The 14619-nt window shown below is 41.4% G+C and carries 11 protein-coding genes and 1 riboswitch; all 11 genes read left to right on the top strand.

Annotated features, from left to right (window positions below; all coding sequences use genetic code 11):
- Window positions 1-102 precede the first annotated feature (102 nt).
- The 11 genes from LX92_RS15700 (at window position 103) to LX92_RS15650 (ending at window position 14619) form a co-directional block, all read left to right on the top strand.
- Window positions 103-2196, top strand: coding sequence for a HEPN domain-containing protein (locus tag LX92_RS15700; RefSeq protein ID WP_109652686.1), 2094 nt, complete (start codon window positions 103-105; stop codon window positions 2194-2196).
- Window positions 2189-3004, top strand: a complete 816-nt coding sequence (gene cobA, locus LX92_RS15695) for a uroporphyrinogen-III C-methyltransferase (protein ID WP_109652683.1) — start codon at window positions 2189-2191, stop codon at window positions 3002-3004. Before LX92_RS15700 ends, cobA begins: the two co-directional genes overlap by 8 nt.
- A 29-nt stretch (window positions 3005-3033) precedes the next feature.
- Window positions 3034-3630, top strand: coding sequence for a precorrin-2 dehydrogenase/sirohydrochlorin ferrochelatase family protein (locus LX92_RS15690; RefSeq protein WP_109652680.1), 597 nt, complete (start codon window positions 3034-3036; stop codon window positions 3628-3630).
- A gap of 79 nt (window positions 3631-3709) precedes the next feature.
- A riboswitch (SAM riboswitch) is annotated at window positions 3710-3828 on the top strand.
- 240 nt (window positions 3829-4068) lie between these two features.
- Window positions 4069-5067, top strand: coding sequence for a homocysteine S-methyltransferase family protein (locus LX92_RS15685; RefSeq protein WP_109652676.1), 999 nt, complete (start codon window positions 4069-4071; stop codon window positions 5065-5067).
- A 166-nt stretch (window positions 5068-5233) separates the two neighbouring features.
- The gene (gene metH / locus LX92_RS15680) at window positions 5234-7960 is read left to right on the top strand and encodes a methionine synthase (protein ID WP_109652673.1); all 2727 of its coding nucleotides are present in this window, start codon (window positions 5234-5236) and stop codon (window positions 7958-7960) included.
- A 217-nt stretch (window positions 7961-8177) separates the two neighbouring features.
- Window positions 8178-9131 (top strand): methylenetetrahydrofolate reductase [NAD(P)H], encoded by a 954-nt coding sequence (gene metF / locus LX92_RS15675; protein ID WP_109652670.1) that lies wholly within the window; start codon window positions 8178-8180, stop codon window positions 9129-9131.
- 102 nt (window positions 9132-9233) lie between these two features.
- Window positions 9234-10334, top strand: coding sequence for an acyloxyacyl hydrolase (locus tag LX92_RS15670; RefSeq protein ID WP_109652667.1), 1101 nt, complete (start codon window positions 9234-9236; stop codon window positions 10332-10334).
- Between the two features lie 17 nt (window positions 10335-10351).
- Complete coding sequence (locus tag LX92_RS15665; protein ID WP_223308389.1) at window positions 10352-11146, top strand: head GIN domain-containing protein; 795 nt, start codon at window positions 10352-10354, stop codon at window positions 11144-11146.
- Window positions 11147-11278: 132 nt separating this feature from the next.
- A complete protein-coding gene (locus LX92_RS15660; RefSeq protein ID WP_109652664.1) occupies window positions 11279-12364 on the top strand; it encodes a serine hydrolase domain-containing protein in 1086 nt (361 codons plus the stop codon).
- 285 nt (window positions 12365-12649) lie between these two features.
- Window positions 12650-13477 (top strand): prephenate dehydratase, encoded by an 828-nt coding sequence (locus LX92_RS15655; RefSeq protein ID WP_109652661.1) that lies wholly within the window; start codon window positions 12650-12652, stop codon window positions 13475-13477.
- Window positions 13474-14619 (top strand): pyridoxal phosphate-dependent aminotransferase, encoded by a 1146-nt coding sequence (locus LX92_RS15650; protein WP_109652658.1) that lies wholly within the window; start codon window positions 13474-13476, stop codon window positions 14617-14619. The genes LX92_RS15655 and LX92_RS15650 overlap by 4 nt, the downstream gene beginning before the upstream one ends.

Genomic DNA, 14619 nt, shown 5'->3' with positions numbered 1-14619 from the left:
TTTACGCCTTGGTTTGCGGCAATAATTACCTATTAAAACTATAGGTATAATAGAATAATAATTTTAGTGAAACATTAATCCAAGATTTTTCAAGAAAAGAATATGCGAAGTTTTAGAACAGAAATAGAAAATCCGATAGTAGAAAAGGATATCATCGAATTGGATGCCAAGATCCGTCAGTTTAAAGGGGGGGAATTGGATGAGGAAAAATTCCGAAGTCTTCGTTTGGCGCGTGGCATATACGGGCAACGCCAGTTTGGTGTACAGATGATTCGCATTAAATTACCCTACGGTAAGGTGACCTCAAACCAGCTAAGGCGAATCTGTGATGTTTCTGATGAATACTCTACGGGGAGATTGCATATAACCACAAGACAGGATATCCAAATACATTATGTGGATTTGGATAGGACACCTGAACTTTGGGCCCAATTGGAAAAAGATGACATAACCTTGAGGGAGGCCTGTGGTAACACGGTACGTAATGTGACCGCTAGTGAAACCGCTGGAATCGATGTTGACGAGCCCTTTGATGTTTCACCCTATGCGCATGCTCTTTTTGAGTATTTTTTACGAAACCCCATTAGCCAGGAGATGGGTAGGAAGTTCAAAGTATCCTTTTCCGCCAGTGATGCGGATACAGGATTGTCCTATATGCACGATTTGGGCTTTATTGCCAAATTGGAAAATGGGGTACGTGGATTTAAGGTAATGCTAGCAGGTGGTTTGGGGTCACAACCACGACATGCCGATTTGTTGTTTCCATTTTTATCGGCAGACAAAATCATTCCATTGATGGAAGGTGTTGTTCGGGTATTCGACCGTTATGGTGAACGTAAGAGCAGGTCTAGGGCAAGATTGAAATTCTTGTTGAAGGATGTTGGTCTGGATGGGTTTAAGCAATTGGTTGAAGAAGAACAAAAAGCAATACCTATAAAAAGCTATCCTATCGATGCGGAGGCTTATCCAAAGGTCGATATTGCGAATGTTGTTAATATCCCAAACGTTGAAATTACAGACAAGGAAGCCTTTGAAGCTTGGAAATCAACAAGTTTGGTACCCCAAAAACAGGAAGGATATGTTGCGATAGGTATTAAAGTACTATTGGGTGATTTCTATACGGATAAAGCTCGTTTGTTGGCAACATTGGTTGAGAAATACGCCGCTGGGGAATTACGTTTGTCCCTGCGTCAGAATATTTTGATTCCCTATGTCAAGGAAGAATTGGTGCCCTTCTTTTATACCGAACTCTTAAAATTAGGTTTTGCCCATATGGGGTATAACAAAGCTGGTGATATCACTTCTTGTCCAGGAACGGATACCTGTAACTTGGGTATTGCAAGTAGTACGGGTATTGCCAGGGAATTGGAACGGGTCATCAAGGCTGAATATCCCCAATATATAAACAACCCCGATGTGCTCATCAAAATAAGTGGTTGTATGAATGCTTGTGGTCAGCATAATATGGCCAATATAGGTTTTCAGGGAATGTCTATAAAAACCAAGGACAAATTGGTTGCCCCTGCTTTACAGATTTTATTGGGTGGAGGTAACTTAGGTGACGGAAATGGTGCGTTTGCCGATAAGGTACTTAAAGTGCCCAGTAAGCGGGGACCTGAGGCGCTACGGTTGATATTGAATGATTTTGAAGCCAATGGAAAAGGGGCTTCCTATGTTACGTATTATGCTGAAAAAGGAAAATCCTATTTCTATGACCTATTGAAGCCTTTAGGTGATTTGGATACGATAACACCAAGCGATTATATTGACTGGGGATCAGAAGAAAAATACCAAAAAGCCATTGGTATCGGGGAGTGTGCCGGAGTGGTCATTGATCTTGTGGCTACCTTGTTGTACGAAAGCGATGAAAAAATCGTCAATGCGATCTCATCAATCCATGAGGGAAAATGGGCCGCTAGTATATATCATTCATATACGGCAATGGTCAATGCGGCTAAAGCTTTGTTGACTTCCGAGAATACGAAAACGAATACCCATATCAGTATCATCAAGGATTTTGATGAGATTTTCGTTCAATCCAATCGAATACAGGTCGAGGGTGGTTTCTCCGAAATGGTACTTCAAATAAAATCGAACGAGCCTACCGAGGATTTTGCAAAAAGCTATTTAAAGGAAGCACAGGACTTTATGGAGAGTGTTGAAACATATAGAAAATTGGATTTGTCAAATGTTTAAGCAACCTAAACTTACGGTAGTCGGTGCCGGTCCCGGTGATGTCGACTTAATAACCATAAAGGGGGTTAAGACCTTGGCAAGCGCCAATGTGATTCTGTACGATGCCTTGGTAGATGATACACTATTGGAATATGCACCCAATGCGGAACATATTTTTGTAGGCAAGCGAAGAGGTTGTTATGCCTATGAGCAGGATCAAATCAATGAACTTATTGTAAGCAGGGCATTTAGCCATGGTCATGTGGTCCGGTTAAAAGGTGGTGACCCCTTTGTGTTTGGACGGGGTGCCGAAGAAATGGAGTATGCCGCTGCCCAAGGCATTGAAGTGGCTATGGTTCCTGGGGTTTCATCCTCGGTGTCCGTACCTGCTTCCCAGCATATCCCTGTAACCAAAAGAGGTTCTTCCGAGAGTTTTTGGGTGATTACAGGAACAACCAAAGAGCATAAATTATCTACCGATGTCCATTTGGCAGCTAAGTCCAATGCTACCGTCGTCATCCTTATGGGTATGAGTAAATTAGGGGCTATTGTAGATCTTTTCAAACAAGAAGGCAAAGACGATACACCCATTGCCATTATTCAAAACGGTACACGGGAGAATGAAAAAGTAGGGGTTGGTACCATAACGACAATTCAAAAAGAAGTAGCAAAACAGGAATTGAAAAACCCGGCCATAATTATTATTGGCGATGTGGTAAAACATCGGGAACGTATTATGGAATTGCAAAAGAACCATTCGCAAAACGATCTCCCTGAATATCCGAGTAAAAAGGTTCAACATCATAAATTAGACATCAAAGGACTTTAGGCCCTTGAGGGTCTGTTTACCATTAGGCTATGAAGGAAAGAAATAATCTATACCCAATTTTTCTCAAGACTTCTAATCTGTCCATTCTTATTGTAGGTGGCGGTAATGTAGCTGAGGAAAAGCTCACTTTCCTGACGAAATCAAGTCCGGATGCCAATGTTATGATGGTTTCCCCGGAATACGGCAAAGGCACTTTGGAGTTGGCCCAAAAGTATAATGTGCAGTTGATTACCGACGTGTATGAAAAAATGTATCTTAAGGGTAAACACATGGTCATAGCGACCACAGATAAACCTGAGGTTAATGTGCAGGTATATGAAGATTGCCGTGCACTTGATAAATTGGTCAATGTAGCCGATAATCCTCCTTATTGCGATTTTTATATGGGAGGGATTGTAACAAAAGGTAATGTCAAGATCGCTATTTCAACCAATGGTAAATCACCGACGACCGCAAAAAGGCTACGTCAGTTTTTCGAGGAAGTCATTCCTGAGGATATAAATCAAATGGTTCTTAATTTAAATGCTTTTAGGAAGACCTTAAAGGGGAACTTTGAACAGAAGGTTGAAAAAATGAATGAAGTAACCAAAAGCCTTTTGCCCACAAAGGAAAAAATTGACGAGTAATAACCTAAAACTAAGGTTATTCCTTGTTTTTGAACAATCAGTACCGTTTATTTGCAACGAGTTCTTTACTATGTTGATAAAGTTATCAAGAAAGGCGGAGGGACTAGACCCAATGAAACCTTGGCAACCCTTTCCCCACTGCATAACGGGGTAAGAAGGTGCTACATTCTATCACAGCTAAGGCGTGAAAGATAACCCTGAAAAAGACATCTGTCTTACACCTTTCCTTGATCGATAAATAAAAGTAGTGCGTTACCATTTTCATACCTGTAAATGGCCAGGCTTTGCAATGTGTTTTTTTGTAATACCTATGAGATTCCTGGAATCTTGTAGGATTCCAAAAAGATGCCACTGTGAAGAATAGGTCCAATCGCAGTCGAAGTACCTAACGCAATTAAAGATGAAAATAATACAGTATATTTTTTGCAAATAGAATGCATGAGAGACATAAGAAAAATATTAAAGGAGCGAATTTTGATTTTAGATGGTGCCATGGGTACCATGCTACAACGTTATAAATTCACCGAGGCCGATTTTCGCGGGGAACGATTCAAGGATTGGCCTAGTCCGTTACAGGGTAATAATGATCTTTTATCCTTGACGCAACCAGAGGCCATTGCCGCCATTCATGCAAAATACCTTGAGGCTGGTGCCGATATTATCGAGACCAACACCTTTTCCTGTACAACCATAGCCATGGCCGATTACCATATGGAGGATCTGGTACATGAACTTAACTATGAAGCAGCCAAAATTGCACGGAAAGTGGCTGACGAGTTCACGGCCAAAGAACCCGATAAACCTAGGTTTGTTGCGGGTAGTATAGGTCCTACCAATAAAACAGCAAGTATGTCCCCAGATGTGAACGACCCAGGGTATAGGGCTGTTTCCTTCAATGATTTGCGATTGGCCTACAAACAGCAAATAGAGGCTTTGGTAGACGGTGGTGTTGATTTGTTGCTTGTCGAGACTATTTTTGATACCTTAAATGCCAAGGCAGCACTTTTTGCCATTGAAGAGGTGAAAGAAGAACGGAATCTTGATATTCCAGTGATGGTGAGCGGTACGATTACCGATGCCTCGGGGAGAACCCTATCCGGACAAACCGCAGAGGCATTCTTGATTTCAATATCACATATTCCGATACTTTCGGTAGGTTTTAATTGTGCCTTGGGTGCAAGTCAATTGGTGCCACATTTAGAAGTCTTGGCGGCAAAAACCGATTTTGCCGTGTCTGCCCACCCCAATGCAGGTTTGCCAAATGCCTTTGGGGAATACGATGAGACTGCAGGGCAGATGGCAGCCCAAATTAGGGAATATATGGAAAAGGGTTTGGTGAATATTGTGGGTGGTTGTTGTGGAACAACCCCTGAACATATTTCAGCCATGGCAGCATTGGTGAAGGATTATAAACCGAGAAAGGTCGGCAGTATATAGTTGAGGTTTGGGGGGTGTTTGGATAGGGACGCTAAAAGGGAGTCCCTATATTTCCAAATAGACCAATATCCTTTGAAAAAGGAAGGTATAAATCCCTCATGGGAAAAGTGGTAAAGAGTAATAAATCGCAAAATGGATTTATCAATTAGTATAAAAACAATATTCGATGATAAATGAAGAGGCCAACATACAATCAAGGGTCGGCAATCATCAAGGGAACAGATGCCTTAAACTTAGTGGTCTTGAACCCCTGATAGTTACTCCTGAAAGCAATTTTATTAATGTAGGGGAACGGACCAATGTGGCTGGATCAAGGAAATTCCTTCGACTTATCAAAGAAGAGAAATTTGAGGAAGCCCTTGACGTTGCCCGTCATCAGGTTGAGGGAGGTGCCCAGGTCATCGATATCAATATGGATGATGGCCTGATTGAAGGCAAAGAGGCAATGGTAAAGTACCTGAATCTTTTAATGGCAGAACCCGATATTGCACGGGTACCCATTATGATCGATAGTTCCAAATGGGAGATTATCGAGGCAGGGTTGCAGGTCGTTCAGGGAAAATCCGTTGTAAACTCCATAAGTCTTAAAGAAGGTAAGGAACAATTTGTTCAGCACGCCAAACTGATCAGGCGTTATGGTGCTGCCGTCGTGGTGATGGCTTTTGATGAGGTAGGCCAGGCCGATACTTTTGAACGCAGGGTCGAGATTACCAAACGGTCCTACGACATTTTGGTCAATGAAGTGAAATTCGCTCCCGAGGATATTATTTTCGATTTGAATGTATTTCCTGTGGCGACGGGTATGGATGAACATAGACGGAATGCAATCGACTTTATCGAGGCTACGAAATGGGTGCGGGAAAATTTGCCTTACAGTAGTGTCAGTGGGGGTATAAGTAATGTTTCCTTTAGTTTTCGGGGAAACAATCCTGTTAGGGAGGCCATGCATTCGGTTTTTCTGTACCATGCGATAAAAGCAGGGATGAATATGGGAATCGTAAACCCAACGATGTTGGAGGTTTATGATGATATCCCAAAGGATTTATTGGAACATGTCGAGGATGTAATCCTGGATCGTAGGGATGATGCCACAGAACGATTGCTCGATTTTGCCGAATCGGTAGTCGGGAAAGCCAAAGAAAACAAAGTGGATCTATCCTGGCGGGAAGAACCGTTGCAGAATAGGATTACCCGTGCTTTGGTAAAAGGTATTGACCAATATATCGTTGAGGATGTTGAAACAGCCAGAAAAAGTGTCGACAAACCCATAGAGGTTATTGAGGGACATTTAATGACAGGTATGAATGTAGTAGGTGACCTGTTTGGAAGCGGGAAAATGTTCTTGCCACAAGTTGTGAAATCGGCCCGGGTGATGAAAAAAGCAGTGGCCTATCTTTTGCCATATATTGAAGAGGAGAAAAAAAACAATCCAGATGCGGTTGCTGGGGGTGCGGCAGGAAAAATCCTTATGGCAACTGTTAAGGGCGATGTACACGACATTGGAAAAAATATTGTGAGTGTTGTTTTGGCCTGTAATAATTATGAGATCATTGACCTTGGGGTAATGGTTCCCCCGGAAAAGATCATAGAGGCCGCTAAAAAGGAAAATGTAGATATCATTGGTTTAAGTGGTCTGATTACCCCGTCGTTGGATGAGATGGTATTTTTGGCCAAGGAAATGCAGCGTCAGAATTTCAATGTACCCTTGCTGATAGGAGGGGCGACCACGAGTAAGGCCCATACCGCGGTGAAAATAGATATCGAATACCAGAATGCGGTGGTTCATGTAAACGATGCCTCCAGGGCAGTGACCGTCGTTGGCGATTTGTTGCAAAAAGAAACTTCCGATACGTATAAACAATCGATAAAGTTGGATTATGAAACGTTTCGTGACAAATTCAAGAACCGAGCGAAACATAAAGAGTATCGGTCATTAGCGGATGCAAGGGCGAACAAATTCCAGATTGATTGGAAGAACACCAATATCGTAAAGCCAACAACCATGGGTATTCAGGTTATCGAAGACTTAGATCTTGGTAAACTATTGCCCTTTATAGATTGGACACCCTTTTTTAGAAGTTGGGAGCTCCACGGAAGGTATCCGGCCATCTTAACCGATGAGGTAGTCGGTGTGCAGGCCAAGGAACTATTTTCTGATGCCCAGGATATGTTGAAGGATGTGTTGCATAATAAACTGTTGAAAGCAAAAGCGGTTTTTGGTTTGTTCAAGGCCAATACTGTCCAAGAGGATGATATTGAAATAGAGGGGGAGGATAAGAAATTTGTTTTCCGTACACTACGGCAACAATTGAAAAAGCGGGAAGGAGTGCCTAATTTTGCCTTGTCCGATTTTATTGCGCCCAAGGATGAAGGAATAGAGGATTATATCGGATGTTTTTGTGTAAGTACAGGATTTGGTACGGCTGAATTGGCCGATGAATTTGTAAAGGACCATGATGATTACAACGCCATAATGATCAAGGCTTTGGCCGATCGGTTGGCAGAGGCCTTTGCAGAGTATTTGCATAAAGAGGTTCGTATGAAGTATTGGGGCTATGCAAAGGATGAGGAATTGAGTAATGAGGAATTGATAAACGAAAGCTATAAAGGTATACGGCCGGCACCGGGGTATCCTGCCTGTCCCGACCATTTGGAAAAATTGACCCTATGGCAGGTTTTGGGGGTTAAGGAAAAAATTGGTGTTGAACTTACCGAGAGCTTGGCCATGTGGCCTGCTGCAAGTGTGAGTGGGTACTATTTTGCAAATCCCGAGGCCCGCTATTTTGGATTAGGGAAAATAAAGGAGGATCAGGTAAGGGATTTTGCCGAACGAAAGGGAATGCCAATCGAGGAGGCCCAAAAATGGTTGTCCCCAAATATTAGTGAGGATTGAGCATCGTTATGCCTCAAGGCCGTTGACTGCGATTGGGACGGCAGTCGGTAGCGGCATTTTTTGCCCCTGTAAGGTTTGGGTCCTGCAAGGTTAGATACCTACAAGGTTTTAAAAACCTTGTAGGTATAAAGAAAAAAAGCAGGAATCTGGCAATTAATTCAAATAAATAGGGTAACGCCCAAAATGAATATTACATACTGAAACAAGTTCAGCATATATGAAAATAACGGACCACATAAAAAATGCCAAAGGAGAGACTTTGTTCTCCTTTGAATTGATTCCGCCTGTAAAAGGAAGAAACATACAGGAATTATATGATAATATAGACCCCTTGATGGAGTTCAAACCGCCATTTATAGATGTTACGACCTCTCGTGAAGAATATGTCTATATTGATCGTGACGGACTTTTGGATAAGAAATTGACACGTATGCGTCCAGGTACGGTAGGTATTTGCGCTTCGATACAGCATAAATATCAGGTGGAGACGGTTCCACATATCCTATGTGGAGGGTTTACCAAGGAAGAAACCGAATATGTGCTGATTGATTGCCATTATCTTGGTATAGAGAATGTGATGGCATTGAGAGGTGATGCCCGAAGGGAACAGAAATATTTTGAACCCACAAAAGGAGGACATTCCTTTGCCGTCGATTTGGTGGGGCAGATCAATGATTTGAATCACGGGAAATACCTCCATGAAGTTATCGAGAAGGATGAGCATGCGGATTTCTGTATTGGCGTGGCTGGGTATCCTGAAAAGCATTTGGAAGCTCCCTCCTTACAATCCGATCTAAAGCGATTAAAGGAGAAGGTTGATGCAGGTGCCGATTATGTGGTAACGCAGATGTTCTTCGATAATCAAAAGTTCTTTCAATTTGTCGAAGCCGCCAGGAAGATGGGGATTACCGTTCCGATTATTCCAGGGATAAAACCGATTGCGGTAAAAAGACATCTGCAATTGTTGCCCCAGGTTTTTAGAATAGACCTACCCCAGAATTTAATCGATGCCGTTGATGCCTGTGCAGATAATAAGTCGGTTCGCCAAGTGGGCGTGGAATGGGCCATCCAACAGTCGAAAGAATTGAAGGAATATGGGGTTCCGGTTTTGCATTACTATTCAATGGGTAAATCGGATAATATCCATGCCATCGCAAAAGAGGTGTTTTGATTTTTTGAAATATATTCAACGGCCGTTGGGATTACGAGGTGTAAAACAAATGTGTTAACTTCGCGCCGTGCCTAAAGCACCATAAAATTTCTTTTGCACTTCATGAACCTAAGGTTACTCCCCATTTTTATATTCGTATGTACTATTGGTTTTTCCCAAAGCAATGGAAAAATCAAGAAATATACCATTGACATAAACCAGTTCTATGGCTCGGTACTGCTTCATAATACAGATATATCCCATTTGATATCGAATCATCCGGGCGGGTTGATCGTTAGTTATAATCGTAAAACTTACGGGGATGAGGCTTGGCAAGAAACGTTTAATTATCCTGATATCGGGGGCTCGTTCATTTATCAGAACATGAACAATAGTACTTTGGGCGATAATTATGGAATTTATGCCCATTACAATTTCTATTTTTTCAAACGTTTGATGCAGTTCCGAATTGGGCAGGGTATTGCGTACAATACCAATCCATATGATAAGTATGATAACTTCCGGAACAATGCCTATGGTTCCCGTTTGTTGAGTTCGACGTATTTAATGTTGAATTACCATAAGGAAAATATATTCAAAGGGTTGGGCTTTAAAGCGGGTGTTACGTTGATCCATTATTCCAATGCGAACTTTAGGGCTCCCAACACATCGACCAATACCTTTGCCCTGAATGCGGGTTTGACCTATGATTTGGACGGAGGGGAGGAAATTGCCTTTTTACCCACACGGGAAAAGGAAAAAATAATAGAACCTATTAAATATAATTTGGTTTTCCGGGCCGGATTGAATGAAAGCGATGTTATAGATATGGGGCAATACCCTTTTTATATTGTCTCAGCCTATGCCGATAAACGATTGGGAAGAAAAAGTGCGATCCAATTAGGGGGTGATATCTATTTTTCCCGTTTTTTAAAGGAATTGATTCGTTTTCAGTCCATTGCCTTTCCAGAGAATGGGGTATCGGCAGATGATGACTATAAGCGTGTAGGGGTCTTTTTAGGCCATGAACTATTCATTAATAGAATGTCGGTCATAACCCAATTGGGCTACTATGTATATTATCCTTTTGATTTTGAAGGTCGAATGTACAATAGGGTCGGTTTGAAACGTTATTTTGGCAATAAGGTATTCGGGGCGGTAACCCTAAAGTCCCATGGGGCAAAGGCTGAAGCCGTTGAATTTGGAATTGGGGTTAGATTATAAAAGATGTAATGTTGGAAATGGAAAAAACAAAGTTCATAGATAACAAGATATACTTTGGGGCATTCAAGGGATTCATGGTCGTTTTCATATTTTTCCTTTTTTCATGCAACAGTGAGGATGCCCCGGATTGTTTTAAGGATGCCGGGGAGATTGTAAGAACCGAAATAGAGGTGTCAAGTTTCTCTAAAATAACGGTATTTGAAAAGGTTGGACTAGTTTTAAAACAGGGGGATGTTCAAAAGGTAGAGATTGAAACCGGTGAATTTTTGCAAAAGAATATTACGGCAGAAGTCCAGGAAGGCCGATTGTTGCTGCGCAATGATAATGGCTGTAATCTTTTTAGGGATTACGGAGTTACCAAAGTGTATGTAACGGCACCGAACCTTACCGAAATTAGAAGTAGTACGGGGTTGCCCATTACAAGTGACGGTGTACTTGGTTATGAAAGTCTTAAATTGTATTCAGAGAGTTTTACCGATCCAGAAGCGGAAACCACGGATGGGGAATTTGACTTGGATTTGAATACCAATAGTCTGTCTATTACGGTCAATGGTATTGCCTATTTCAAGTTAAAAGGAACTACAAATAGTTTGTACATCGATATCGCAGCTGGGGATTCAAGGATTGAAGCCGAAAACCTATTGGCCAATGCGGTACGGTTAAATCATCGTGGAACCAATGATATCCAAATAAATCCACAAGAATCGATTTCCGGGATAATTAGGGGAACTGGTGATGTCATTAGTTACAATCAACCGGATACCATCGATATTGAGGAATTGTATACCGGAAAGCTTATTTTTAAGGATTGAATTAAAAGGAATTTGTTTTTCTACCTACGTGTATGAACGACAAAGAATCCCGGTCTTTTTAGGACAGGGGTAATCGGGCCCCTCTATTCTTTATCAGTGGGCATAAAAAATTGTACGGTATTGAAATCCTTTATGACATATCTGAAAGACCTATTCACTTCCAAAAGTGAAAAGCAACCACATCGTACCTTGGAAGGATTATCAGGGGTGGATGGCCTACTCAACGGCCTCATAATTGAAAAAAAGATCCCAGGGCTTGCCATCACGGTACTAAAAAAAGGAGGGGTTATATTTCAAAAAGGATATGGTTATGCGGATGTCGAAAAACGGATAAAGGTAGATCCGAAACGAACTATCTTCAGGATTGCCAGTGTTTCCAAGAATATTGCAGCGACCGCCTTGGTCCAAATGGTTAAGGATGGGGTTATTGACTTGGATGCTTCGATATATGACTATGTTCCTTATTTTCCAAGGAAGGAATATGATTTTACCATACGACAATTGGCAAGCCATACAGCGGGTATTCGTGGGTATAAAGGAAAGGAATACGGTTTGAACGAACCGTTCTCCATAAAGGATAGCCTACGGATATTCAAGAATGACGACCTGCTTTTCAAACCAGGTACTGATTATCATTACAATAGTTATGATTGGGTGTTGGTTTCTTTGGCCATGCAAGAAGCCAGTGGGGTACCCTTTGGGGACTATGTTCAAGAAAAGGTACTGAAGCCTTTTGGGTTAGCCCATACTTTTGGCGAGGGTTCCGAATCTGGGGCAATTGAAATGACAGATGGCAATAACGACCATTTGGCTACCTTCTATTCAAGAAGGAAATCAGGGTTTTATAAAGCGATGCCTGTAAACAACACCTATAAACTGGCTGGCGGTGGTTATTTGTCAACTTCCGATGATATAGCCAAGTTCGGACAGGCGTATCTGAAGAAGGAGATTATGCACGATGCTGTATTTTCCCAATTTATTACCACTGAAAAGATAAATGGAAAGGCTACCTATTATGGTTTGGGTTGGCAGGTTAGTGAGGATAAAAAGGGAAGACCCTATTTTGGTCATATAGGGAATGGCGTGGGTGGTTACTCCAATCTCTTTATTTACCCTAATGAACAAATGGTTTTTTCCATTCTGACGAATTGTACAAACCCTCGAATTCAGGATGTCTTGGATGCATCGGTCGATATTTTCCTTGCTGATTCCCAATAAAAAAGGCTGTTTTAAAGAAAAATATGCAATTAAATATGTTTTTATAGAAAAAATCAAAAAAAGAATGACTTTGAATTTGTTTTTTAAATTTAATAATTACCTTAGTCGAAGATTTACAAGACAATGACAAAGCAGTATTTCTTTAACGGTTTTTATTTTTTCTTCTTTTATAAGAGGGAGATGGGACTGTTGTAGTGTATTGCAAACATTAAATATAACATTAAGTCCCGTGAAAAACGGGACTTTTTTTGTTGAAAAATATCAGTTTTATTATAACGGATAAAAATGGGTTTAAAGATAGCCATACAGGGAATCAAGGGGTCTAACCATCATCAGGTGGCCCTGGATTGTTTTAAGGAAGAGGTTGATTTGGTAGAGTGTATGTCCTTTCATGGCTTGGTGGACTGCCTGCTTGATGCAACAGCGGATAAAGGGATAATGGCAATTGAAAATTCGATTGCGGGGTCAATCATCCCCAATTACGCACTTGTTAATGATAAGAAATTACATATAATAGGGGAGCATTATTTAAACATCCACCATAATCTTATGGCCCTGAAGGGACAATCGATTGAGGATATCCATGAAGTTAGGTCCCATCCAATGGCCCTCCTGCAATGTCGTGAGTTTTTAAAGACACATCCCCATATAAAAGTGGTCGAGGATGTTGATACCGCGGAGACCGCCAAGCAAATTCATGATAATCACTTAAAGGGTGTTGCGGCCATTGCCCCTAAAGTGGCAGCCGATTTATATGATTTGGAAATCATAGCTTCGGATATTCAAACGATAAAGAATAATTCGACCCGATTTATTATTGTAAAAACCACCAATAAGGAATGGCCTATAACTGAAATAAACAAGGCTTCGGTCCGTTTTGTGACCGATCATAAAAGAGGAAGTCTCGCGACAGTGTTGAATGTGATGAGCGATTGTAATATGAATTTAACCAAGATACAGTCATTGCCCATTATTGAAACCCCATGGAAATATGCTTTTTTTGTTGATGTGACCTTCGATGAATATAATAATTTTGCAAAGGCCAAAGCGCTTTTAGACATCATGTCAGATGACTTTAGGGTTTTGGGGGAATATAAAAATGCTAGAATATGATTCGTACTGCGGATAGATTACAAACGGTGGAGGAGTACTACTTCTCTAAAAAACTTAGGGAGGTCCGTGGGTTGATCGCTGAGGGCAAACCTATAATAAACATGGGAATAGGCAGTCCGGATCTAGCCCCCTCCGAGGATGTTCTAACGGCCATAAAGGATTCAGTGACAGAGGCAGGGGCGCATCAGTATCAGAGTTATCAGGGGTTGCCGGCATTACGCCAGGCGATTGCGGATTTTTATGCATCGAAATTCAAGGTAATTGCAGATCCAAACACCGAGATATTGCCCCTTATGGGTTCCAAGGAAGGAATCATGCATATTAGTATGGCCTTTTTGAATGCTGGTGATGAGGTTTTAATACCTAATCCAGGGTATCCTACCTATACCTCGGTTACCAAATTGGTCGGAGGTGTACCCAAGCAGTATGATCTTAATGCGGAAAATGGTTGGTTCCCCGATTTGGAGACCTTACAGCAACAAGATCTGTCCAAAGTGAAATTAATGTGGGTCAGTTATCCTCATATGCCCACTGGGGCCTCGGGCAATCAAGACCAATTGAAACGATTGATCAAGTTTGCAAAGGACAATGGAATCCTTCTTGTGAATGACAATCCATATAGTTTTGTGCTTAATGAAGAGCCTTCAAGTATTTTGGCTATCGACGGGGCAAAGGAAGTAGCCTTGGAATTGAATTCTTTAAGCAAGACCTTTAATATGGCCGGTTGGCGCGTAGGTATGGTATTGGGTAATGCCGAACATATCAATGCCATTCTAAAGGTAAAGAGTAATATGGACTCAGGCATGTTCTACGGTATTCAAAAAGGAGCCATCGCAGCTTTAAAAAGTAGTGAGGATTGGTATAGGGCTTTGGATAAGGTATATCAAAAAAGGAAGGCGTTGATGTTGCAATTGGCTGATAAATTGAATTGTACCTATGACAAAAATGCGGTCGGGATGTTCATTTGGGCAAAATTGCCACATGGTGCTTCCGATTCTGAGGATTTTATTGATAATGTACTGTATGAAAAAAATATATTCATCGCTCCAGGTACGATTTTCGGAAGCAATGGTGAGGGTTATATTCGATTTTCACTTTGTGTGAAAGAGGAAAAAATAAAAGAAGCACTAGAAAGGTTTTAA

Source organism: Maribacter polysiphoniae (assembly GCF_003148665.1).
Taxonomy (GTDB): domain Bacteria; phylum Bacteroidota; class Bacteroidia; order Flavobacteriales; family Flavobacteriaceae; genus Maribacter_A; species Maribacter_A polysiphoniae.
The sequence above is the reverse complement of the archived record's forward strand: the minus strand, read 5'-3'. Positions and strand labels throughout refer to the sequence as shown.

Coding starts and splice junctions, on each gene's coding strand:
- metF (WP_109652670.1), top strand. CDS start 8,178: ATGAAAATAACGGACCACATAAAAAATGCCAAAGGAGAGACTTTGTTC.
- LX92_RS15650 (WP_109652658.1), top strand. CDS start 13,474: ATGATTCGTACTGCGGATAGATTACAAACGGTGGAGGAGTACTACTTC.
- cobA (WP_109652683.1), top strand. CDS start 2,189: ATGTTTAAGCAACCTAAACTTACGGTAGTCGGTGCCGGTCCCGGTGAT.
- LX92_RS15655 (WP_109652661.1), top strand. CDS start 12,650: ATGGGTTTAAAGATAGCCATACAGGGAATCAAGGGGTCTAACCATCAT.
- LX92_RS15665 (WP_223308389.1), top strand. CDS start 10,352: ATGGAAAAAACAAAGTTCATAGATAACAAGATATACTTTGGGGCATTC.
- LX92_RS15670 (WP_109652667.1), top strand. CDS start 9,234: ATGAACCTAAGGTTACTCCCCATTTTTATATTCGTATGTACTATTGGT.
- LX92_RS15660 (WP_109652664.1), top strand. CDS start 11,279: ATGACATATCTGAAAGACCTATTCACTTCCAAAAGTGAAAAGCAACCA.
- LX92_RS15685 (WP_109652676.1), top strand. CDS start 4,069: ATGAGAGACATAAGAAAAATATTAAAGGAGCGAATTTTGATTTTAGAT.
- LX92_RS15700 (WP_109652686.1), top strand. CDS start 103: ATGCGAAGTTTTAGAACAGAAATAGAAAATCCGATAGTAGAAAAGGAT.
- LX92_RS15690 (WP_109652680.1), top strand. CDS start 3,034: ATGAAGGAAAGAAATAATCTATACCCAATTTTTCTCAAGACTTCTAAT.
- metH (WP_109652673.1), top strand. CDS start 5,234: ATGATAAATGAAGAGGCCAACATACAATCAAGGGTCGGCAATCATCAA.